This is a genomic window from Steroidobacter denitrificans, assembly GCF_001579945.1.
Taxonomy (GTDB): domain Bacteria; phylum Pseudomonadota; class Gammaproteobacteria; order Steroidobacterales; family Steroidobacteraceae; genus Steroidobacter; species Steroidobacter denitrificans.
Window position 1 is genome coordinate 43,672 of sequence record NZ_CP011971.1, and the last position, 21,485, is coordinate 65,156.

The window sequence follows — 21,485 nt, forward strand, 5'->3', positions numbered from 1 at the left end:
CCATCGCCTTACTCCCTGGGCCGAAATCATCAGTCCGGCCGATCGCCGCCAGGCGCAGCGCCTGCCGGCATGGCACTCAAGGTCAGGTGATCTTGGGCAGGTGGCTCAAGGCGGTCTGGATCGCCTCGGCCGGGTGTTCATAGTCCCGCAGGTCGCCGGCGAAATAGCGGTCGTAGGCGGCCATGTCGAAATGCCCGTGACCCGACAGGTTGAACAACAGCGTTTTGGGTTCACCGCTGTGCGCACAATCCCTGGCCGCCCGGATGGTCGCGGCGATGGCGTGATTCGACTCGGGTGCCGGGACGATGCCTTCGGTGCGCGCGAACAGCACGCCGGCTTCGAAGGTCTCGAGTTGCGGGATGGCGACTGCCTCGACCAGGCCTTCCTGGACGAGTTGGCTGACGAGCGGTGCGGCACCGTGATAACGCAGGCCGCCGGCATGGATGCCCGGCGGCACGAAGTCATGGCCGAGCGTATGCATCTTCAGTAGCGGCGTCAGGCCCGTCGCATCGCCGTAGTCATAGGCATACACGCCCTTTGTGAGAGTCGGACAGGAGGCCGGTTCCACCGCCAGCAGCCGGACCTGGCGGCCTGCTGCCTTGTCGGCAAAGAAGGGAAATGCAAGGCCGGCGAAATTCGAGCCGCCACCGCAGGAGGCGATGACGATGTCGGGGTAGTCGCCGGCCATTTCCATTTGTTTGCGAGCTTCCAGGCCGATGACGGTCTGATGCAGCATCACATGATTCAACACTGAGCCAAGCGCATAATTGGTGTCGGCGCGTCCGGCGGCCTCCTCCACGGCTTCCGAAATGGCGATGCCGAGTGATCCCGGTGTATCGGGCTGTGTCTTGAGGATCTGCCGTCCGGCATTCGTCATGTCGGTCGGACTTGCAAAGACCTCCGCACCCCAGGTCTGCATCATGGAGCGCCGATAGGGCTTTTGCTGATAACTGACCTTGACCATGTAGACGCGCACCTCGAGGCCCAACAGCTGGCCGGCGAGCGCTAGCGAACAGCCCCATTGTCCGGCACCCGTTTCCGTGGTCAGGCGGCGGATACCCGCAACTCGATTGTAATAGGCCTGCGGAATGGAGGTGTTCGGCTTATGCGAGCCCGCGGGACTGACCGATTCATTCTTGTAATAGATCTTCGCCGGAGTCTTCAGAGCCTGTTCGAGGCGGTGGGCACGGTGCAGCGGCGCGGGACGCCAGAGGCGCAAAATTTCACGCACTTCTTCGGGTATCTCGATCCAACGTTCGACACTGACTTCCTGCTCGATCAGCGTGGGCGGAAAGATTGCGGCCAACGCATCCAGCGTCACGGGCTTGCCGTCCGGCCCCAGCGGCGGTGGTGGAGGATTGGGAAGATCGGCCACCACGTTGTACCAATGGGTGGGCAGGCTGGATTCCTCCAGCAGGAATTTCGTGGTCATCGATGCACTCCATACAGGGCTGCGGGGGAGGATACCATCCGTCGGTCTGCTTCATAGGGCGACCAAGGTTGTAATGTATACTGGGGCATGGCATCCGGACGAAGCAGAGGAAAATTCATGTCCATCGGATTGACGGGTCTCGAAAACAAGATCGCCATCGTCACGGGTGCCGGACGCATGAGGAGCATCGGCCGGCCGATTGCCGTGACCCTCGCTCGCGCAGGCTGTGATGTAGTGCTGACCGGCACAGGACGAGCACCCGAGCGTTACCCCGAGGACGAGCGGGCGGCCGGCTGGCAGGATATCGAGTCCGTGGCCGAGGAGATTCGCGGGCTTGGGCGTCGGGCTCTCGCGGTGGTTTCCGATGTATCCAAGCCCGAAGCGGTCGAAGCGCTGCTTGATCGCGTGACCCGCGAGCTTGGCGGTGTGGATGTGCTGGTGAACAACGCCGGCGCCACTCGTGGAACGGATCGTGTACCTGTAGTTGATTTGTCAAACGAAGAATGGCATCGGGTCCTGGGTACGAATTTGCACGGTGTTTTCTATATGTCCAAGACCTGCGCGCAGCGTATGGTGGCGCAGGGCCGCGGCGGCAGCATCATAAATATTTCCAGTCTGGCGACGCGGCTGCTCGCTGCAGAGACCGGCGCCTATGCGGCTTCCAAGGTTGCCGTGAATGCGCTCTCGACGGTGATGGCGGCGGAACTCGGGCCGCATGGCATTCGTGTGAATGCCATCTGTCCAGGCATCATCGATACCAGCCGCCTCGACGATGTCGGTCGGGGGGAGATGTGGGCCGGCATGCTGAAGGCCTTTGTACCGCTCGGACGTGCCGGTACGGGCGAAGATATCGCCAATGCAGTCACTTTTCTTTGTAGTGATCAGGGTGCCTGGATCAGCGGCCAGAGTATCTACATCGACGGCGGACATAACTTCACGCCGCGTCGTCCGCAGTAACGACCGGGAAGGACGGCGATACGCCGTCCAGTGGCGCACGTGTCCGGAGTCTCAGGCACTCCGGCAGGTTATACAGGAAGCCGCGAGCATTGTTGTTGCGGCAGGCACGCACACTGCCCATGAACCTCGTGCATTTTCCTTTTCTGGAGCAAGACCGAGCTTAGGCTGCCGCGGCTGGGCTCGGACCGTCCGGTGGCATCTGCAGGAATTCTATCAGTATCGGATCGTTCGGGCGCTCGAGATAGGTGAAGGTCGTATTTGCGTTGTAGCGCTTGTACCAGATCACTTGGTAGCCGAGCGGGTTCACTTTCTTTATCCAGCTGTCGCAGTCGTCCACGCGGAACTGTACATGATGGATGCCTTCGCGGCCGCGTTCGATAAATTCGCGGTGTGGACTCTCGCCGCCCTGCCATTCGATGAGTTCGATCTCGAGATCGCCGCTGCGACCGAAAGCGATGGCGAGTTTCACATCTGCAAGATGTCCGCGATATGTGACCGCTTTGACCGATCCGTCCACAGGAGTGAAGGGACCATACAGCGGCTCGTAGAGCTCCATGGCGGCTTGCAGATTGCGCACTACGTGGCCGAGTTGCGTGATCGGCGGCAGGCCGAGTTGCTTGAGGGTATCGCCAGTCATCGAAGTTTCCTTATCGAAATTTCCTAAGAACTTCTAATAAAATAAATCTTCACGACGTTGCCGCAGCCGAAAAATCCCTGTGAGCGTCATGTCGTTGGAGTCTCCAAGGAGTAATGCCGGACCACTGCGCCAGGGTGTACGCTCCGGTGCCGCGGCTTCCTGCGAACACGATCCCCGCAGCAGCGCCTTGCGCCGCTTACGAGGATCGATCACCTTATCGTAGCCGAGCTGTCTGCAATCGGGAAGCTCCTCCCGCCTGCTCGGCGGCGATGCGGGGCGGTACTTCATCGAGCTTTGTCGCGGCCGTTTCGCTCGACCTGCCGAAAATTTTTCAGCTTTCGGAACCATAGGATCCAGCCATGAAGATCTACACCACAGCCCCGTTCGAGGATCCGCGCCAGGCGCGCACCCTCTATCCCGATCTCGAGCAGATCGGCTATGACGGCGTGTTCTCTTTCGAGGCCAAGCACGATCCCTTCCTGCCGCTGGCCGTGGCGGCGGAGCACACGCGTACGCTGCGGCTGGGCACGGGCATCGCGATCGCCTTTGCGCGCAACCCCATGAATCTGGCCAATCTCGGCTACGATTTACAGTCGATCAGCGGCGGGCGTTTCGTGTTGGGTCTGGGCTCGCAGGTCAAGCCGCACATCGAGAAGCGCTTCAGTTCCGTGTGGACACATCCCGCCGAGCGTATGCGCGAAATCGTACTGGCCATCAAGGCGATCTGGAATTGCTGGGAGGGACGGGCAGAACTCGATTTTCGCGGCAGGTTCTACACCCACACCCTCATGATCCCGGCCTTCAATCCCGGACCGAATCCTTTCGGTCCTCCGCCCATCCTCACCGGCGGCTTCGGACCGCTGATGACCGCGGTGGCAGGTGAAGTGGCTGATGGCTTTATCGCGCATCCTTTCAACACCCGCCGCTCGTTGCTGGAGAACACCTTGCCGGCACTCGAGCGCGGGCTGGCGAAATCAGGACGTCAACGCGCCGATATCGAAGTCATCGCCGCGACGCTGGTGGTGACCGCGGACACGGCAGAGGCATTCGCGGCCGCCAAGCTGGCCGCACGCAAGCAGTTGGCGTTTTACGGATCCACACCTGCCTATCGCCCGACACTGGCGGCGCATGGCTGGGACGACATTCATATGGAGCTCAATCGTCTCTCCAAGGCCGGACGCTGGGAGGAGATGACCCATCTCATCGACGATGAAGTGTTGCACGAGATCGCGGTGGTCGGCGAGCCGCACACCATCGCGACCAAACTGCAGGCTCGCCTCGAGGGCATTGCCGATGGCGTGAGCCTGACACATAACCGCTGTCCGGATCCTGGACACTGGGCGAGCGTCGTGCGGGAGCTCAGGCGCTAGCGCAGCGCATGACAGGTGCCGAGGTTGCCGGCAGGGCTTTCCTGAAGCGCTGAAGCGTCGCGCTCGCTCATCCACCCCGCAGGATTCTACCGAGAGGACGGCAACGGATTTTCGGCTTTGGTCAGACCTTCAGCAGCGCCAGCCAGTCGCGTTGCCGGTCTGCATAGACCAGGAAGTGGGGATTGAGGATCTCGGCCTTGGCATTGTAGGTGAGCGGTGTCCCGTCCAGCTTCACTACCGCACCGCCCGCAGCGCACACCACCGCCTGGGCCGCGGCGGTGTCCCACTCGCTGGTGGGGCCGAGGCGCGGATAGAGGTCGGCCGTCCCCTCGGCGATCAGGCAAAATTTCAGCGAACTGCCCACGGATAACAATTCGTGAGGCCCCAGCTGGGCCAGTAGGCCATCCAGGGAGGTGCCCCGATGCGATTTGCTGCCCACCACCCGCACGGGCGAAGCCGCGCGGGCCTGGACATGGATGGGCTCGGCAGCCGCCGTACCGTGGCGGCGCCAGGCACCTACGCCGGGTAGCCCGGCATAGGTCGTCTTGCGCACCGGTACATGCACCACGCCGAGCGTCGGCGCGTGAGCCTCGATGAGCGCGATATTGACCGTGAATTCGCCGTTGCGCGCCAGAAACTCCCTGGTGCCGTCGAGCGGATCGACCAGCCAGTAACGGCTCCAGCGGGCGCGCTGCTCGTAAGGCAGCAGCTGCGCCGACTCTTCCGAGAGCAGCGGAATCTCAGGTGTCAGCGCCTGTAGCGCCCCTTCGATCACGCTGTGCGCGCGCAGGTCCGCAAGTGTCACCGGCGAGTCGTCCGCCTTGGTGCGTGCACCTGCATCCTGGGAGGCGTAGACCTCGAGAATCTCCTCGCCCGCCCGCCGGGCGATGTCAACGATGCGCTCCAGCAGCGCTGCCGGCTCGAGTGTACTCATATCTTGCTGCTCAGCAGGCCGGCGGCCGCCAGCTGTTCGACGATCCGGTCGGCGGCCTGTTCGGAGGAAAGCTTGAGCGTATCGATATGGATTTCGCAGTTCTCCGGTGGTTCATACGGGGAGTCGATACCGGTAAAGTTTTTCAACTCGCCGCTGCGTGCCTTCTTGTAAAGGCCTTTCACATCGCGCTCTTCCGCCACCGCCAGCGGCGTATCGACGAATACTTCGAAAAATTCGCCTGGCTCGAGAAGTTCGCGTGCCATGCGCCGTTCGGCGCGGAAAGGCGAGATGAAGGAGACCAGCACGATCAGTCCGGCGTCGACCATGAGTTTGGCCACCTCGGCCACGCGGCGAATGTTCTCGACACGATCCTGGGCGGTGAATCCCAGGTCCTTGTTCAAGCCGTGACGCACGTTGTCGCCGTCCAGCAGATAGGTATGCCGTCCCCTGGAGAGCAGACGTTTCTCGATCAAATTGGCGATCGTGGATTTGCCGGCGCCCGAAAGTCCGGTGAGCCATAGCACGCACGCCTTCTGAGCCTTGAGCTGTGAGCGCACCTGCTTGTTCACATCGAGTGCCTGCCAGTGCACGTTGTGTGAACGCCGCAGTGCAAAATGCAGCAACCCCGCACCCATGGTGTTGTTGCTGAGACGGTCGATAAGAATGAAGCCGCCGAGCGTGTGATCCGTGGCATACGGCTCGAAAGGGATGGGGCGATCCAGCTCCAGTTCGCACACGCCGATGTCGTTGAGCTCGAGGCGCTCGGCAGCGGTCTGCTCCAGCGTGTTGACATTGATCTTGTGCTTGACCGGCGCCACGGTGGCCGACACCATGCGCGTACCGATCTTCATGAGATACGAACGGCCCTGGAGCATCGGCTCATCGTGCATCCACACGATCGTCGCCTCGAACTGATCGGCGACTTGCGGTGGGACATCAGCCGCGGCGATCACGTCGCCACGGCTGATGTCGATCTCGGTGTCGAGCGTGAGAGTTACGGATTGTCCGGCCATCGCGGAATCGAGATTCCCGTTCGCGGTGACAATGCCGGCGATGCGGCTTTCGCGTCCCGAAGGCAGCACACGAATTCGATCGCCACGGTGCACCGTGCCGCTGGCGATGCGTCCGGCAAAGCCGCGAAATTCATGGTTCGGGCGGTTTACCCATTGTACCGGCAGGCGAAAGGGCTTGGTGGAAAGTTCCTCGTCGACCTCCACGGTTTCGAGGTGGTGCATGAGCGTCGGGCCTCGGTACCAGGACATGTTCGTACCTGGATCGACGATGTTGTCGCCATAAACCGCCGACATCGGGATCGCCGTGATGTCCTCGAGCCCGATCTGGCCGGCGAAATCCCGATACTCCTGCAGGATCGTCGTGAAGATTTCATGTGAGTAGCCGACCAGATCCATCTTGTTCACCGCCAATACGACGCGACGGATACCCAGCAGCGAGACGAGGAAGCTGTGGCGGCGCGTCTGGGTGAGCACGCCTTTGCGCGCATCGATAAGGATCACGGCCAGATCGGCCGTGGAGGCGCCGGTGACCATGTTGCGCGTATATTGCTCATGTCCCGGAGTATCGGCCACGATGAATTTGCGCTTGTCCGTGGAAAAAAAGCGGTAGGCGACATCGATGGTGATGCCTTGTTCGCGCTCGGCAGCCAGTCCGTCGACCAGCAGCGCAAAGTCGAGTTCACCGCCGCGAGTGCCGACTTTCCTGGAATCGGCCTCCAGGGCCGCAAGCTGATCCTCGAAGATCATTTTCGATTCATACAGCAGCCGGCCGATGAGTGAGGACTTGCCGTCATCGACCGAGCCGCAGGTAATGAAACGCAGCAGGCTTTTATGCTGGTGGGCCTGTAGATAGGCCTCGATATCGGTGGCGATGAGTTCGGACTGGTGAGCCATCAGAAGTACCCTTCCTGCTTCTTTTTTTCCATAGAGGCAGCTGCATCGTGATCGATCATGCGGCCCTGGCGCTCGGATGAGGTGGTGAGCAGCATCTCCTGGATGATCGCCGGTAGTGTGTCGGCGTGGCTCTCGATGGCGCCGGTGAGCGGATAGCAGCCCAGCGTGCGAAAGCGCACGGTCTTCATCTGCGGCTGCTCGCCCGGATTCAAAGGCATGCGTTCATCGTCCACCATGATGAGCGTCCCGTCGCGATCGACTACCGGATGCGGCGCCGCGAAGTACAGCGGCACGATCGGGATGTTCTCCAGGTGAATATATTGCCAGACATCCAGCTCGGTCCAATTCGAGATCGGGAACACGCGGATGCTCTCGCCTTTTCTCTTGCGTGCGTTGTAGAGGTTCCAGAGCTCCGGGCGCTGATTCTTCGGATCCCAGCGATGCTGCGCGGAGCGAAACGAGAATATCCGCTCCTTGGCGCGGGATTTTTCCTCGTCGCGCCGTGCGCCGCCGAAGGCGGCATCGAAACCATACTTGTCCAGCGCCTGCTTGAGCCCCTGAGTCTTCATTACGTCGGTGTGCACCTGCGAGCCGTGCGTGAAGGGATTGATACGCTGCGCGATGCCGTCCGGGTTCACGTGCACGATGAGCTCCATGCCGACCTCGCGCGCCATGCGGTCGCGAAACTCGTACATGGCGCGAAATTTCCAGGTCGTGTCCACATGCATCAGCGGGAACGGCGGCGGCGCGGGATAGAACGCCTTCATCGCCAGATGCAGCATGACCGAGGAATCCTTGCCGATGGAGTAGAGCATCACCGGCTTGTCGCATTCGGCGACCACCTCGCGAAAGATCTGAATGCTTTCGGCCTCGAGGCGCTGCAGATGCGTGAGTCTGTTCGAACTCGAAACGGTAACGTTCGAAGCTGTGACGGATGCGGCTCGGCTCATGGGCAAGGGTTCTCTAATCTTCACAATTGACTTATCATACGATAAGCTATAATTTGACCTTATGGTGTGCAAAAGTCAAGCGACGGCGGTGCGCCGTAAAGGTGATGTCGGGCGGGAAGCAATCATGGACACCGCCGAGCGGTTGTTCGCCGAGCGCGGCATCGAGGCGGTATCGTTGCGTACCATCAATGCCGAGGCAGGCTACAGTGTAGCGGCGTTGCATTATCATTTCGGGACGCGTGACGGTCTGATTCGCGCCTTGCTCGAACGCGCCCAACCGCCGATATTTGCGTGTCGGGAGCAGATGCTGATCGAACTGCGCGCGCATGCCGAACCGGCGCTCGAGCGTGTCGTTGCAGCCCTGGTGCGGCCGTTGAGCATGGAGCTGATCGAGAAAGGCGCTGCCGGCGCCAACAGGCTGCGCTTTCTTATGCGGTTGTATTTCGACCGTTCGCCCTACATGGCGGATATACGCGAACAAAGCCTGAAAGTGTTTCAGCCGCTGCTGCACCGCGCGCTGCCGCAGCTCGATGAACGTATCCTCAGGCGTCGTTGGGTGCTTGCCGGCGAACTCGCCGGACATGCGCTCACCAATGTCAGGGAGCATATGGGTATCGGCGCGAGCGCACAGCTCAGGCCTTCCGAGTTGGAACATTTCCTGCGCGAACTGGTGAGCTTCATTACCGGCGGATTGCGTGCGCCTCATTAAGGCGGCTCGTCAGGATGGAGCCTCGACGCATACCGGCCGCATCAGGCGGGTGCGGCATTGGCGTGTTTCGTATCCATGTGCTCCTGGAATTCGACCAGACGGCCGTTGCGTCAACTGAATAGAAAATGATAGTGATTCTTTATAGGGTCGGCCGGAGTCCATGGAGTTCTGAAGGCTAGGTTTCGACCGCGAGTTGTAAGCGATACCTGCCAGCCATTAGAGTGCCGGCAAGCAGTAAAGATTGTCAGTATGCAGAAAAATACCGCCGTTCCCCGAGAAGTGACCCTGCAACGCATGATGCGCGGCTTTTCTCTGGTTGCGGACTATCGACGGGATCAGGATTACACGGTTGCCGACCGATTGGAAGAGCGTGCCAACGACGCGGGCGAGAGGCCTTTCATCATTTTTGAGGGCCGCACGGTTACCTTCGGCGAGATGAATGCGCTGGCCAATCGCGTAGCGCATGCGGCACTCGCCGCAGGCTTGAAGCGCGGCGACGTGGTCGCTCTGATGATGGATAACCGACCGGAATTTCTCATGGTGTGGCTGGGTCTCGCCAAGGTCGGCATCATCACGGCGCTGCTCAATACCTCGGCCCGTGATCAGGTGCTGAAGCATGCGCTCGGACAGACCCGGGCAAGGGCGCTTATTTTCGGCGCCGAATGCGCCGGACATATCGCGACGCTGGCACAGGCTGAGCGGCCGGAAATGCTCTTCGAGTCCTCCCATCCCGAGGTAAACAGCGCGGGTCCGAGCAGGCTGGTGCCGGCGCCGAGCCTCGAAGCGGCCATGAACGCGGCAAGTCCCGAAAATCCGCCGCACCGCGCACGTGCCGGTCTCACCTTTGGCGACACGCTTTATTACATCTTCACCTCGGGTACCACGGGGCTGCCCAAAGCCGCAATCATGAGCCACCTGCGCTTCGTGAACGCCGGCGAAGTGATCGGCGGCATCTGGCAATTGGGCCCGGACGATGTGCTCTACAACGTGCTGCCGCTCTTTCACGGCGCCGGTGGCATGGTGGTGGTGTCGGCGGCGCTGCGCTTTGGCGTGCCGATCGTGTTGCGGCGCAAGCTGAGCGTCAGCGAGTTCTGGAACGATATCCGGCGTCACAAGGTGACAGCCATGTACTACATCGGCGAGATCTGTCGTTATGTCGCCAATCAACCGCCGCGCCCGGACGATCGTGATCACACGCTGCGCAAACTGGCCGGTGCCGGTCTCAGACCTGACGTATGGCGGCAGTTTCTCGATCGCTTCGGCGTCGAAATGATCATCGAAGGCCTCGGCGCCACCGAAGCCAACTACGGTATTTCCAATGTCGACAACAAGATCGGCTCTATCGGACGTCTACCGTATCCGGATATGACCAACATGCGGGTGATTCGTTACGATGTCGAGACGGGAGATTATGTACGTCATCCGGACGGTACGCTGGTGCGCTGCAAGGCGGGTGAAATCGGCGAATTGATCGGCGAAGTTCTCGATGGACCCGGCGCGGCCGGTATGTTCGAGGGCTACACCTCGGCCGAAGCCACGGAGGCCAAGCTGCTGCGCGATGTTTTCAAGCCCGGGGATCGCTGGGTGCGCTCCGGTGACCTGGTGCGCTTTGATGAGGACGACTATTTTTACTTCGTCGATCGTATGGGTGATACCTTCCGCTGGCGCGGCCACAATGTTTCCACCGAGGAAGTCGCCGAAGTGCTGGCGCAGTTCCCGGGACCGGCGAGCGTCAATGTCTACGGGGTGCGCGTTACCGGGGAGGAGGGCCGAGCCGGTATGGCCTCGCTCACCTATCTCGACCCATCGCACTTCGATCCCGCGGCTTTCCACGAATTCGCTGCGGAGCGGCTGGCGACTTACGCCGTACCGCTGTTCGTGAGAATTTCCCGCGAAGCTGATCTCACCTCGACCTTCAAGCTACGCAAGGTGGATCTGCAGCGGGAAGGTTACGATCCGCAGCGCACCGTCGATGCGCTATATGTTCGCGACGCCAGCGCGGGCACCTACGTTCCGCTCACCGACCAGAATCTGGACGCGCTCGGCATACTTCCCTTCGCCGGCGATTGAACCGTTCATGTACGTTGAATACACGCCCGAGCAGCTGGACTTGCGGCGCGAGTTTCGTGCCTATCTCGCCGGCCTTATGACTCTGGAAGAGCGGGCGCAGATGCGCCGCAGTCGCGAAAGCGGCGAGACCTATCGCGCCGTGATTCGTCGCATGGGCCAGGCCGGTTGGCTGACGCCGGGTTGGCCGGTGGACTATGGCGGCCGCGCCCTCGATCCGCTGGCGCAAAAGATTCTGCTCGAGGAATTGTGGCTGGCCGAGGCGCCGTTTCCCTTCGTCACCGTGAATACCATCGGACCGGCGCTCATCCGCCGGGGTACGGAACAGCAGAAGCGCAACTTCCTGCCGCGCATCGCACGCGGTGAAATCATTTTCGCCATCGGCTACACCGAGCCTGGGGCCGGTTCCGATCTAGCCTCGCTCAAGACCCGTGCTGAACGCGACGGTGAGCACTATGTCATCAGCGGCCAGAAGATCTTCACCAGCGGCGCAGAGGGTGCCGACTATGTCTGGCTCGCCGTGCGTACCGATCCGCAGGCACCCGCGCACAAGGGCATCACTATTTTCGTCATGGATACCCGCCTGCCGGGTTTCTCGGTGACACCGATCTACACTGTGGGTGATATACGCACCAACATCACCTTCTATGAGAAGGTGCGCGTGCCGGCAGATATGATGATAGGCGAGCTGCATGGCGGCTGGCAGCTGATCACCGAGCAGCTCAATCACGAACGGGTCGGGCTGGCGGCGCTGGCCTACGGTGCCATGGGCTGCTTCGATATGACCCTGGAATGGGCGCGTTCCACGGCAGCACCCGAGGGCGCTCGTGTGATCGATCGACCTTGGGTGCAGCTCGTGCTCGCCGAGGCCTATGCGGTGCTGCAGGCCAACGCCATGTTGGGTAACCGCGTGGCCTGGGAGATTTCCCAGGGCAGCGTACGTGCCGAGCTGGCCGGCGCCTGCAAGGTTTTCAGTACCGAAAGTTATATCAAGGTACTGCAGCTATTGCTCGACGTCGTAGGATCTGCAGGAGTGGTGAAGGACGGTTCACCCGGCGCAGCGCTGCAGGCACGACTAGAGAGAGAATGGCGCAGTTGTCAGATCAATACATTTGGTGGCGGTGCGACCGAAGTGCTGCGTGATATGGTGGCGCAGATGGGTCTTGGCTTGCCGCGGGGACGCTGAAGAGGTGAATGACATGTCCGATGCCGAAACGCAGGACTGGCTGGAGAAAGTGCGGGCATTGGTGGGCCGGGAGGCGGCGCCGCCGCAGACCGCCGAGGATCCCGTCAATCTGCCCATGGTCCGCCGCTGGTGCGAGGCGATGGGCGAGAGCAATCCACTGTATCTTGACGAGACGCTGGCAACCAATACGGAGCTGCAAGGACTGGTTGCGCCGCCGGCCATGATGGACGTGTGGACCATGAGCCACTTTCGGCCCGATTTCAGCCGTGACGGCGGCCTGTTGCTCGGCTTCGACCTCGTGGATGCCGCGGGGTTCACCTCGGCCGTTGCCACCAATCTTGAGCAGGAATACATCCGCTATCTGCGCCCCGGAGATATCATCACTCAACACGTCAAGCTGGATGGCATTTCGGAGCAGAAAAAGACCGGTCTTGGCGTAGGACATTTCCTGACCTATCGCTATGAGTTCACCGATCAGCAGGGTGAACTCGTCGGGCGCATGTTTTTCCGGGTGCTCAAATTCCGTCCGGTAGCTCAGTCCAAGGATACGGCAGCCCCGGCGGCGGGGGCGCCCGAGACCAGCAAGATGCCGCATCCGCGACCGGCGGTCACCAAGGACGGTGCCTTCTTCTGGGAGGGCTTGAACCAGCGCCAGCTCCTGGTGCGCAAGTGCGCCAGCTGTGGACGGTTGCATCATCCACCCGGTCCGATGTGCCCGGCGTGTCAGTCGCTGGAGTGGACGACGCTGCCATGCTCGGGACGCGGCACGATTCACAGCTTTGTCGTGGTGCACCAGCCGCAGATCCCAGGCTTCCAGTATCCCCTGCCCGTGGCGCTGGTCGATCTGGAGGAGGGCGTGCGGGTGGTGGCCAATCTGCGCGATATTCCCCCCGAGAAGGTGCGCATCGGCATGCCGGTCGAGGTCGAGTTCGTCGAGGTCGAGAAGGACTTCGTGATTCCGGCCTTTCGCGAGCGGCGCACGGGCTGAGGCGGGCCGCCATGAATTTCAGTTATCGTGAGGACCAGCAGGATCTGCGCCGACTGACAGCGCAGATATTCGATGATCGACTGACGGATGACTTTCGCCGGGATTTCTCCCGCTCCGGCGAGCCTTATGACCGCTCGCTATGGAGGACGCTGGCGCAAGCAGGACTTCTCGGCACGGCGATCGCCGAGGCGCAGGGGGGCAGCGGACTCGGTCTGACAGAACTGTGTCTATTGCTCGAGGAGCAGGGCCGTACGCTGGCGCCTGTGCCATTGCTGGCTACGCTGGTACTGGGTGCGCTGCCCATTCAGAAATTTGGCAGTGCTGCGCAACAAACGGCCCTTCTGCCAGGGGTGGCCTCGGGCGACCTTCTATTGACCGCGGCGTTGGAAGAAATCGGCGGCGGCGATCCATCGCGGCCGGCCGTCAAGGCCACCGCCAGCGCCGAGGGCTGGCGCCTGCGGGGCGTGAAGTCCTGCGTACCCTACGGCGCCCAGGCGCAGGCCATCCTGGTCACGGCACGCATCGGCCGCAAAAGCACCGGGGTGTTCCTGATCGATCCGCAGGCCAAGGGGGTGCGCATCCAGCCACAAGCCACGACCAGCGGCGAACCGCAGGCGCTGGTGACCCTGAGCAATGTGCGGGTGCCGGCCGCCGACGTGCTGGGCGACATCCAGGCGGGGGAATCCATCGTGGACTGGATCGTCGAGCGTGGTCAGACTGCGCTGGCAGCCCAGCAGCTTGGACTGATGGCGGAAGCACTGCGACGCACGGCTACCTATACCGGCGAGCGTGTCCAGTTCGGCCGTCCCATCGGCAGCTTTCAGGGCGTGCAGCACCGGCTCGCCGATGCCTACATCGATGTCGAGGCGCTGCGCTCGGTCTATCTGCGGGCCGTATGGGCACTGGAGAACGACCTTCCGGCCAGCGCCGAAGTCGCGGTCGTCAAATGGTGGGCGGCACGTGGGGGCCATCGTGTCACCCATACCGCGCAGCATCTGCATGGCGGCCTGGGGGCCGACGTCGACTACCCGATCCATGCATTTTTTCTGCACGCCAAGCAGATCGAACTGGCGCTCGGTGCGGCTGCACCGATGCTTGCAAAAATCGGCACGCAACTGGCCAGCGGTGCCGTGCGACCCCTGACCTGACCCGAGTTGAGAGGACCTATGGCTGCCCAGATCACCTTCGACAGCGTGCAGACCGGCCAGCAACTGCCTGGTCTGAGTGTTCCCATCACCGTCTCGCTCATCGTTGCGGGTGCCATGGCCACGAACGATTTCTCGCTCGTGCATCACGACAAGGCGTATGCACAGACCGCGGGAACACCCGATGTCTTCATGAACATCCTGACCAGCAACGGTCTCGTGCAGCGCTTCGTGAACGACTGGGCAGGTCCCGGGGCACGTATCAAGGGCGTGAAGATCCGCCTTGGTGCACCGAATTTTCCCGGTGATGTGATGCAGATGTCCGGAACGGTCGCCAGCAAGGAGGTGATCGGCAAGGACAGGATCGTGGAAATTGCGGTGAGCGGCAAGAACAGCCTCGGCGAGCATGTCGCCGCGAGCGTGCGACTGGCACTGCCCTGAAGAACGGGGGAACGGATACAGATGACTCATCCATTGAAAGATCAGGCGGCCATCGTCGGCATCGGCGCCACGGAATTTTCCAAGGACTCCGGCCGCAGCGAGTTACAGCTCGCCGTGGAGGCGATCAAGGCGGCCCTCGATGAGGCCGGACTGAAGACCAGCGACGTTGACGGCCTGTCCACGTTCACCATGGACAACAATCCGGAGATCGAGATTTTCCGCAGTATCGGTGGCAAGGAGCTGAAATTTTTCAGCCGTGTCGACTATGGCGGTGGCGGTGCCTGCGCGCCCGTGCATCAGGCCGCGATGGCCGTGCACAGCGGCGTGGCGGACGTGGTGGTCTGTTATCGCGCCATGAACGAGCGTTCCCAGTATCGCTTCGGTGCGGCCTACGTGCCTCCGCCCATGCCCTCGGCGGCGGTGGCGACCTTCGGCTGGACCGTGCCCTTCGGGCTCGCGACACCGGCGTCCTGGGTGGCGATGGCCGCGCAGCGCTATATGCATGACTTCGGTGCGACCAGCGAGGATTTCGGCCGGGTGACCGTGGCCATGCGTCGCATGGCGGCGAACAATCCACAGGCTTGGTTCTACCAGAAACCGATCACGCTCGAGGATCATCAGCAAAGCCGCTGGATCGTCGAGCCGCTGCGGCTTCTCGACTGCTGCCAGGAGTCCGATGGCGCCGTGGCGATCGTCGTGACGAGCGCTGATCGCGCCCGCCACCTGAAACAAAAGCCGGTACTGATCCGCGGTGCGGCGCAGGGCGCCTGCGATGATCAGATGAACATGACGAGCTTCTATCGCCAGGATATTTCTGCGCTCTCCGAGATGCGTCTGGTGGCGAAGCAGCTCTATGCCATGTCGGGTATCGGACCGGACGACATCCAGACGGCGATACTCTATGACCACTTCTCACCCTTCGTGCTGCCACAGCTCGAAGCCTTCGACTTCTGCAAGCGCGGCGAAGCGAAGGACTTCATCCAGGACGGCCATATCGCCATGAGTGGGCGTTTGCCGGTGAATACCCATGGCGGCCAGCTCGGCGAAGCCTATATCCATGGCGTCAACGGCATCGCCGAAGGTGTGCGCCAGGTGCGCGGAACCTCAGTGAATCAGGTCAGGGATGTTCAGCATGTGCTGGTCACCGCCGGCACGGGCGTGCCGACCAGCGGGTTGATACTCGCGGCGGCCTGACTAGCCGCTGCGACAGATCAGCTTAGGGTGTCGTCGTGCGCGCCAGGTGATTCACGGCGCGAAAGCCGAAAACCAGACTGGGCCCAAGCGTGCCGCCGGCGCCGCCATAGGCTCTACCGAGCGGCGCAGCAGCATTGTTGCCGATACAATAAAGACCAGGAATCGGCTCGCCTGTTTCGGCAATGACCTGTCCGTCATCGGTGATGGCCGGTCCGCCTTTGGTGCCGGTATCGCCGGGCTGGATCTTGACGGCATAAAATGGCGGCTTCTCGATCTTGACCAGGCAGGGATTGGGTTTGGCATTTCGCAGCGCCCAGTAACGATCGAAGGCGCTTTCGCCTCGATGGAAGTCCTGATCCACTCCGGTACGGGCGTACTCGTTGTTCCGGCGCACTGAATCTGCAAGGCCCGTCGGATCCACGCCGATCCGACGCGCCAGACCCTCGAGGCTGGCGTCCTTGAATACGAAATCGCCCCACCATGCCTTGGGTACCTTGGAGTCCGGCATCACCGCTGCAGGCAGCAAAGGTCCGAGCGGACAATCCTTGCGATGCTGCGCATCAAAGATCAGCCATGCCGGAATGCTGCCGCCGGTCTTGGCGTGATCGCGATAAAGCGCCTCGTAAAAGCGATCATAGGAGATCGACTCGTTCACAAAACGTCGACCCTGCTGGTTTACGGCGATCAGGCCACCAAAACCTCGTTCGGCGAATATCGCCTGCGTGCCCTGGGATATATCGGGATGACGCACGGACGGCACGCCCCATGCCAGGGTCATATTCTCGAGCTTGGCGCCGATGGCCTGTGCGGCCCGGATGGCATCACCCGTGTTGATGTTGGCCGGGGTCACCGACCATTCCTGGCGAGTGGGCTGCGGCAGATATTGCTCGCGCATCTGTTGGTTGCGTTCAAAGCCGCCGGCAGCGAGGATCACCCCGCGTCTGGCACGCAGCATCACCGTGTGTCCGCCGCGGTGCGCCATCACGCCTTGCACTCTGCCATTCTCGACGATCAGCGATTGCATCGGGCACTCGAGCCACAGCGGTATGTCGCGCGCGAGCATCGCCTGGCGCAAGCCGCCGATCAGCGCGTTGCCCAGACATAGGCGCCGATCGCGCCTGGTCTTGAAACGCCAGGGCAGATCCAGCCAATAGCGCGCCAGGATTTTCAACGCGACCCCGATCCAGCCAGGCGCCTTGGTGGCCATGGCATTGGATTCGGGGATCGTCATCGACATCCCCATCAGCAGGGAGCCCGGATGACTGGGCCGTAACCGGAAGAATTCCTCGCCCAGCAAGCTGCCGTCAAAGGGCAACGGCTCCATGGCGCGGCCGCTCTCCACTGCACCAGGCATCTCAGGATAATAGTCGGCGTAACCCTCGCTGACCTTGTAGCGCAGCGCGGTCTTTTCGTTGATGAAGCGGATCAACTCGGCGCCGCTTTCAAGATAGGCACGAAGCTTGCTATCCGTTGCGGTGTCGCCGGCGGCAGCCTTCAGATAGGTGTAGGCCGATGCGTAGTCGTCCTTGGCCTGGCCGTTCAGCGGAATCCAGAGTGCGCCGCCCGAGGTGGCCGACGTGCCGCCGTATAACTCGCTCTTTTCGATGACCAGGACGTTCAATCCCAAATCATGGGCACGAACGGCAGAGAGTTGCGCCCCGCCCCCCGAGCCCACGACGATGACATCGAATATGACGTCGTGTTCGACGTCCGCGTGATGCGCTTTCGGCAAGGTCTTTCCCAGAACGGCTATTGAGCGATAGCGATGAACGGCGTCGCGATATTGGTATGCGCGCGCTGATAAAGCGTGGTGCGTTGGAAGGTGGGGCGTCCGAGGGTTTGGGCCAGACGCTCGATACCTGCCGCATCGAGTTCCTGACCGTTGACTCCGCCAGCGGCACGCGTGATGGATTCGTTCATGAGCGTGCCGCCAAGATCGTTCGCACCGGCTTGTAACGTAAGCGCCGCTCCTTCAGGGCCCATCTTCACCCACGAGGTCTGGATATTGGGGATCAACGGATGCAACGCCAGGCGGGCGATCGCATGCACCAGCAGCGCTTCACGGAAGCTCACGCCGGAGCGTGCCAGCCCCTTGCGCCACATCGGCGCTTCCATGTGCACGAAGGGCAGGGGTACGAACTCGGTAAAGCCGCCGGTGCGTTTTTGCAGCGTGCGAATATGCAACAGGTGACGTGCCCAGTGTCGCGGCTGCTCCACGTGTCCGAACATCATAGTCGAGGTGCTCTTCAGGCCGATGCCATGGGCCGTGCGCATGACCTGCAGCCATTCATTGGTCGAGAGCTTGTCCGGACAGATGATCGCCCGGACTTCATCGTCCAGTATTTCAGCCGCGGTACCCGGTAGTGTCGAGAGCCCGGCCGCCTTGAGCCGGCGCAAATAATCCACCAGCGAGAGCTGCAGCGTGCGCGCGCCATGCATGATTTCCAGCGGCGAGAAGGCATGTACATGCATGTCGGGTACGGCCGCTTTCACCGCGGCGACGATCGATAGATAGGTCTCGCCCGTGTAGCTTGGATGAATCCCACCTTGCAGACACACTTCTGTGGCGCCGGCGGCGTGCGCCTCGACGGCCCGCTGCGCAATCTCATCGGTATCGATGCGATAGGCGGGTCCACGTAGATCGCGAGCGCTGCGGCCTTTGGAAAAGGCGCAGAACCCACAGCGATAAGTACAGATATTGGTGTAGTTGATGTTGCGGTTGACGATATAAGAGACCTCGTCACCCACCGCATCCTCACGCACCAGATCCGCAGCCCGGAGCACTTCGTGCAAATCACGGCCGGCGGCGTAGAACAGCTGTTCGATGTCACTTTCTTCGAGCGACGCGCCGCGGCCGGCACGGGCCAGTGCGCGAGCAATGGGACGCGACAGGCCGGAGCGGTGCGAGATACCGGTACCCGTGTCGCGCACCGCCTCGCGAATCCAGGTGTAGGCGGCCGCCGGTACCGGGGTCGCAGCACCCGCGTGCCAGAGATCGGTGCGGGCCAGGCCGCGAGTGTCGGCAGCGCGGCGCACCGCGCTGAGCAGTGCAGGATCGACCCAGTGCTCCGGCGTGCGCACGAAAGGCGGAGCGATTCCCAACCGCTCGGTGAGTTCGCGGTCTGCGGCGGCTGTTTCGGTTGCGAGCGTTTCCAAATGCGGCCAGGGCGCTTCCGGATTCACGTGGTCGGGGGTCACGGGCGATACGCCACCCCAATCGTTCACGCCGGCCCGCACCAGAGCGGCGAGCGCTCCGGGCTGCAGGTTGGGCGGCGCCTGCAGCGAAAAACGTGGGCCCAGCACCAGGCGTGCCACGGCAATCGTCCAGAGATGCTCCTGCAGCGAAGGCTCGGGCGCCTGGCTCATGCGCGTACCTGGCTTGGCGCGGAAGTTCTGTATGATGACTTCCTGCAGATGTCCATAACGCTCATGCAATGCGCGCAGTGCCAGCAATGCTTCGAGCCGCTCGAGCCGCGTCTCGCCGATCCCGATCAGCAGCCCGGTGGTGAAGGGGATGGCCAGTTCGCCTGCCCATTCGATCGTTTCCAGCCGCCGTGCCGGCCACTTGTCCGGCGAGCCGAAGTGTGGACCGCCGCGTGCGCTCAGGCGTTCCGAGGCCGTCTCGAGCATCAGGCCCATGGAGACCGAGACAGGTCGCAGCCGCTGCAGATCCTCGCGATTCATGACGCCTGGATTGAGATGCGGCAACAGTCCGACCTGGGTGAACACCGAGCGCGCGGCCGCCTCCAGGTATTCGAGGGTGCTCGAATGTCCGAGTTCGGCGAGCGCGCGCCGGGCAGCCGAGTAGCGCAGTTCGGGCTTGTCGCCAAGCGTGAAAAGCGCTTCCTTGCAGCCGGCGGCGGCGCCGGTACGGGCGATCTCCACAACCTCATCGGGACTGAGATAGGCCTGCTTGAGCGAGCGCGGCGCCTTGGCGAAGGTACAGTAGTGACAGACGTCGCGACAAAGCTGGGTCAGCGGGATGAAGACCTTGCGCGAGTAGGTCACCGCCCGTCCGTGACCCTCCAGCGTGAGCTCCTCCGCGGCCGCCAGCAGTGGACGCAGATCCGTGAGGTCGGCAAGCGCGAGCACCTGGGCATCATCGAGTCGAGTACCCTCGCGTGCTGTGGCAATCGCTTTTTGCGCAGTCGACATTCTTGCAAGTCTCCGTCGCGGACTCGAAACCGAATCGATCACCGGCCTGCTCGCAGGTGAGCAACATCCCCAGGCGTATCCACGCCGATAGCGGGTTCTGGCAGCCTTGCCGATGGACCTCGGCGTTGCCGGCTCCTCAGCGGTCCGCCAGCGCTGTGTGAATGGGAACTAGAATTCGCCGATGGTCCGAGTATAACGCATCCAATCTGGATTCGCGGGGCTCGGACGCGGTGCGCAGATGGGATGCCGAAGCACGCTGATCAGGTGCGACAGCGAAGTCGCCAGGCGGGCTTCATGACCCTCAACGGGCCCTCCCCAGGCAAGGTTTAGCCCAGGCGGGACCTCCAAGGAGACTACGCGCGCCGGGTTCAGGATGAGGTATGGTTTTGCTTCGAACGATTCGCGGGATTCACTGAGCCTTGAACGATCCGAGACATAGGATCTCGGCATAGGACTTGGGCCTGGGACCTTGAGTAGAGCTTTGGGAGTGATTCAAGAATGGTTCAAGTAGCGCAAGTAGCGATCGGGCTGTACGGTCTGCAGCAATGGTTTGACGGCGATTTTGCGCCGGTGGTGGAAGTGGCCCGCACGGCTGAGGAAGCAGGCGTCGATCAGGTGAGCATCACCGATCATGTGGTGATGGGGGAAAACACCGACAAGTACCCCTATGGGCCGTTTCCCGCGCCATTGGATTACCCCTGGTTCGAGCCGCTCACGGTGCTGGCGGCCATCGCCGGGGGGACGCGCCGTATCCGGCTATCGGCAGGCGTGCTGATCGCACCGCTGCGCCCGGCGGTGCTGCTTGCCAAGCAGCTTGCGACGCTGGATGTCATGTCGCGCGGCCGGGTGAGCATTGGCTTGGGCCTGGGCTGGCAGAGGGAGGAATATGAGGCCTCGGGCGTGCCCTGGGAAGGGCGCTACACGCGTCTCGAGGAGCAGGTGCGCGTGTGCAAGCTGCTGTGGAGCCAGGCGCCGGCCAGCTTCCGGGGCAGCACGGTGCAATTCGAGCGCATCCATGCCTGGCCGCGTCCGGTGCAGGCTGGCGGCATTCCGATCTGGTTCGGGCTGGCACCGAGCGAGCGCAATGTCGAGCGGATCGCCGAGCTCGGCGATGGCTGGATTCCGATGGAACAACGGCCGGAACTGCTGGCCGGGCACATCGACAAGCTGCGCAAGGCGTTCGTCGCGCGCGGCCGCGATCCGCAGCATTTGGCGGTGCGGGTGGCATTGCGCCCGGTGTTTCGGGATGACGGCACGCCGGATCTGGAGGCGACGCTGGCCACCATTCCGGCACTGGCTCGTGCCGGGGTGACAATGGTGGAAGCGCTGCCGCTGATTTTTTGTCGTGGCCCGCAGGATCTGGAGGCTTTCTGTAAGCAACTTGTGGCAGCGGGCCGGCAGGCGGCATAAGCC

18 protein-coding genes are annotated in these 21,485 nt (G+C 62.2%); 10 read left to right on the forward strand and 8 right to left on the reverse strand.

Translation table 11 applies throughout. The features are described 5' to 3' along the window. Nucleotides 1-82: 82 nt before the first annotated feature. Nucleotides 83-1,432 carry a TrpB-like pyridoxal phosphate-dependent enzyme gene (locus tag ACG33_RS00165; RefSeq protein ID WP_066917813.1) on the reverse strand — a complete coding sequence of 450 codons (1,350 nt, stop codon included), beginning with the start codon at nt 1,430-1,432 and terminating at the stop codon, nt 83-85. A gap of 117 nt (nt 1,433-1,549) precedes the next feature. Here ACG33_RS00165 and ACG33_RS00170 point away from each other — a divergent pair, with 117 nt between their 5' ends. Next, nucleotides 1,550-2,389, forward strand: coding sequence for an SDR family NAD(P)-dependent oxidoreductase (locus tag ACG33_RS00170; protein ID WP_066917814.1), 840 nt, complete (start codon nt 1,550-1,552; stop codon nt 2,387-2,389). Nucleotides 2,390-2,549: 160 nt separating this feature from the next. On the opposite strand, the gene ACG33_RS00175 is transcribed toward ACG33_RS00170, so the two are convergent. After that, a complete protein-coding gene (locus ACG33_RS00175) occupies nt 2,550-3,026 on the reverse strand; it encodes a VOC family protein (protein ID WP_066917815.1) in 477 nt (158 codons plus the stop codon). A gap of 33 nt (nt 3,027-3,059) precedes the next feature. Further along, on the reverse strand, nt 3,060-3,314 hold the full coding sequence (locus ACG33_RS00180; protein ID WP_157071607.1) for a hypothetical protein: 255 nt from the start codon (nt 3,312-3,314) through the stop codon (nt 3,060-3,062). Between the two features lie 71 nt (nt 3,315-3,385). Between ACG33_RS00180 and ACG33_RS00185 the strand changes: the two genes are divergently transcribed. Continuing rightward, on the forward strand, nt 3,386-4,396 hold the full coding sequence (locus tag ACG33_RS00185) for a TIGR03617 family F420-dependent LLM class oxidoreductase (protein ID WP_066917817.1): 1,011 nt from the start codon (nt 3,386-3,388) through the stop codon (nt 4,394-4,396). A 121-nt stretch (nt 4,397-4,517) separates the two neighbouring features. Here the strand turns inward: ACG33_RS00185 and cysQ are convergent, their stop codons facing one another. From cysQ to cysD, 3 genes are read right to left on the reverse strand one after another with little or no spacing between them, the layout of a single operon-like run. Beyond that, the gene (gene cysQ / locus ACG33_RS00190) at nt 4,518-5,330 is read right to left on the reverse strand and encodes a 3'(2'),5'-bisphosphate nucleotidase CysQ (protein WP_066917818.1); all 813 of its coding nucleotides are present in this window, start codon (nt 5,328-5,330) and stop codon (nt 4,518-4,520) included. Next, entirely contained in the window at nt 5,327-7,237 is a 1,911-nt protein-coding gene (gene cysN / locus ACG33_RS00195) for a sulfate adenylyltransferase subunit CysN (protein ID WP_066917819.1), read from the reverse strand. The genes cysQ and cysN overlap by 4 nt, the downstream gene beginning before the upstream one ends. Further along, nucleotides 7,237-8,187 (reverse strand): sulfate adenylyltransferase subunit CysD, encoded by a 951-nt coding sequence (cysD, locus tag ACG33_RS00200; RefSeq protein WP_066917820.1) that lies wholly within the window; start codon nt 8,185-8,187, stop codon nt 7,237-7,239. The genes cysN and cysD overlap by 1 nt, the downstream gene beginning before the upstream one ends. Before the next feature lie 124 nt (nt 8,188-8,311). Here cysD and ACG33_RS00205 point away from each other — a divergent pair, with 124 nt between their 5' ends. The 7 genes from ACG33_RS00205 (at nt 8,312) to ACG33_RS00235 (ending at nt 15,917) form a co-directional block, all read left to right on the forward strand. Beyond that, the gene (locus tag ACG33_RS00205; protein ID WP_168159978.1) at nt 8,312-8,896 is read left to right on the forward strand and encodes a TetR/AcrR family transcriptional regulator; all 585 of its coding nucleotides are present in this window, start codon (nt 8,312-8,314) and stop codon (nt 8,894-8,896) included. A 249-nt stretch (nt 8,897-9,145) separates the two neighbouring features. Further along, entirely contained in the window at nt 9,146-10,966 is a 1,821-nt protein-coding gene (locus tag ACG33_RS00210) for a long-chain-acyl-CoA synthetase (protein ID WP_066917822.1), read from the forward strand. 7 nt (nt 10,967-10,973) lie between these two features. Continuing rightward, the gene (locus ACG33_RS00215; protein WP_066917823.1) at nt 10,974-12,149 is read left to right on the forward strand and encodes an acyl-CoA dehydrogenase family protein; all 1,176 of its coding nucleotides are present in this window, start codon (nt 10,974-10,976) and stop codon (nt 12,147-12,149) included. 13 nt (nt 12,150-12,162) lie between these two features. Beyond that, complete coding sequence (locus tag ACG33_RS00220) at nt 12,163-13,137, forward strand: bifunctional MaoC family dehydratase N-terminal/OB-fold nucleic acid binding domain-containing protein (protein WP_066917824.1); 975 nt, start codon at nt 12,163-12,165, stop codon at nt 13,135-13,137. Nucleotides 13,138-13,148: 11 nt separating this feature from the next. Further along, complete coding sequence (locus tag ACG33_RS00225; RefSeq protein WP_066917825.1) at nt 13,149-14,285, forward strand: acyl-CoA dehydrogenase family protein; 1,137 nt, start codon at nt 13,149-13,151, stop codon at nt 14,283-14,285. Between the two features lie 18 nt (nt 14,286-14,303). After that, nucleotides 14,304-14,723, forward strand: a complete 420-nt coding sequence (locus ACG33_RS00230) for a MaoC family dehydratase (protein WP_066917826.1) — start codon at nt 14,304-14,306, stop codon at nt 14,721-14,723. A gap of 21 nt (nt 14,724-14,744) precedes the next feature. After that, nucleotides 14,745-15,917 carry a lipid-transfer protein gene (locus tag ACG33_RS00235; RefSeq protein ID WP_066917827.1) on the forward strand — a complete coding sequence of 391 codons (1,173 nt, stop codon included), beginning with the start codon at nt 14,745-14,747 and terminating at the stop codon, nt 15,915-15,917. Nucleotides 15,918-15,939: 22 nt separating this feature from the next. On the opposite strand, the gene ACG33_RS00240 is transcribed toward ACG33_RS00235, so the two are convergent. Both ACG33_RS00240 and cofH read right to left on the reverse strand, forming a co-directional pair. Beyond that, nucleotides 15,940-17,649 (reverse strand): FAD-binding protein, encoded by a 1,710-nt coding sequence (locus tag ACG33_RS00240; RefSeq protein ID WP_210399118.1) that lies wholly within the window; start codon nt 17,647-17,649, stop codon nt 15,940-15,942. A gap of 17 nt (nt 17,650-17,666) precedes the next feature. Beyond that, entirely contained in the window at nt 17,667-20,072 is a 2,406-nt protein-coding gene (gene cofH / locus ACG33_RS00245; protein ID WP_066917828.1) for a 5-amino-6-(D-ribitylamino)uracil--L-tyrosine 4-hydroxyphenyl transferase CofH, read from the reverse strand. A 498-nt stretch (nt 20,073-20,570) separates the two neighbouring features. Between cofH and ACG33_RS00250 the strand changes: the two genes are divergently transcribed. Then, nucleotides 20,571-21,482, forward strand: a complete 912-nt coding sequence (locus ACG33_RS00250) for a TIGR03619 family F420-dependent LLM class oxidoreductase (RefSeq protein ID WP_066917829.1) — start codon at nt 20,571-20,573, stop codon at nt 21,480-21,482. Nucleotides 21,483-21,485: the final 3 nt, after the last annotated feature.

What these genes read in the sequence shown, in the direction of transcription:
- ACG33_RS00210 (WP_066917822.1), top strand. Translation starts at nt 9,146, where the DNA reads ATGCAGAAAAATACCGCCGTTCCCCGAGAAGTGACCCTGCAACGCATG.
- ACG33_RS00205 (WP_168159978.1), top strand. Translation starts at nt 8,312, where the DNA reads ATGGACACCGCCGAGCGGTTGTTCGCCGAGCGCGGCATCGAGGCGGTA.
- cofH (WP_066917828.1), bottom strand. Translation starts at nt 20,072, where the DNA reads ATGTCGACTGCGCAAAAAGCGATTGCCACAGCACGCGAGGGTACTCGA.
- ACG33_RS00180 (WP_157071607.1), bottom strand. Translation starts at nt 3,314, where the DNA reads ATGAAGTACCGCCCCGCATCGCCGCCGAGCAGGCGGGAGGAGCTTCCC.
- ACG33_RS00220 (WP_066917824.1), top strand. Translation starts at nt 12,163, where the DNA reads ATGTCCGATGCCGAAACGCAGGACTGGCTGGAGAAAGTGCGGGCATTG.
- ACG33_RS00175 (WP_066917815.1), bottom strand. Translation starts at nt 3,026, where the DNA reads ATGACTGGCGATACCCTCAAGCAACTCGGCCTGCCGCCGATCACGCAA.
- ACG33_RS00225 (WP_066917825.1), top strand. Translation starts at nt 13,149, where the DNA reads ATGAATTTCAGTTATCGTGAGGACCAGCAGGATCTGCGCCGACTGACA.
- ACG33_RS00170 (WP_066917814.1), top strand. Translation starts at nt 1,550, where the DNA reads ATGTCCATCGGATTGACGGGTCTCGAAAACAAGATCGCCATCGTCACG.
- ACG33_RS00230 (WP_066917826.1), top strand. Translation starts at nt 14,304, where the DNA reads ATGGCTGCCCAGATCACCTTCGACAGCGTGCAGACCGGCCAGCAACTG.
- ACG33_RS00165 (WP_066917813.1), bottom strand. Translation starts at nt 1,432, where the DNA reads ATGACCACGAAATTCCTGCTGGAGGAATCCAGCCTGCCCACCCATTGG.
- cysD (WP_066917820.1), bottom strand. Translation starts at nt 8,187, where the DNA reads ATGAGCCGAGCCGCATCCGTCACAGCTTCGAACGTTACCGTTTCGAGT.
- ACG33_RS00215 (WP_066917823.1), top strand. Translation starts at nt 10,974, where the DNA reads ATGTACGTTGAATACACGCCCGAGCAGCTGGACTTGCGGCGCGAGTTT.
- ACG33_RS00185 (WP_066917817.1), top strand. Translation starts at nt 3,386, where the DNA reads ATGAAGATCTACACCACAGCCCCGTTCGAGGATCCGCGCCAGGCGCGC.
- cysN (WP_066917819.1), bottom strand. Translation starts at nt 7,237, where the DNA reads ATGGCTCACCAGTCCGAACTCATCGCCACCGATATCGAGGCCTATCTA.
- cysQ (WP_066917818.1), bottom strand. Translation starts at nt 5,330, where the DNA reads ATGAGTACACTCGAGCCGGCAGCGCTGCTGGAGCGCATCGTTGACATC.
- ACG33_RS00235 (WP_066917827.1), top strand. Translation starts at nt 14,745, where the DNA reads ATGACTCATCCATTGAAAGATCAGGCGGCCATCGTCGGCATCGGCGCC.
- ACG33_RS00250 (WP_066917829.1), top strand. Translation starts at nt 20,571, where the DNA reads ATGGTTCAAGTAGCGCAAGTAGCGATCGGGCTGTACGGTCTGCAGCAA.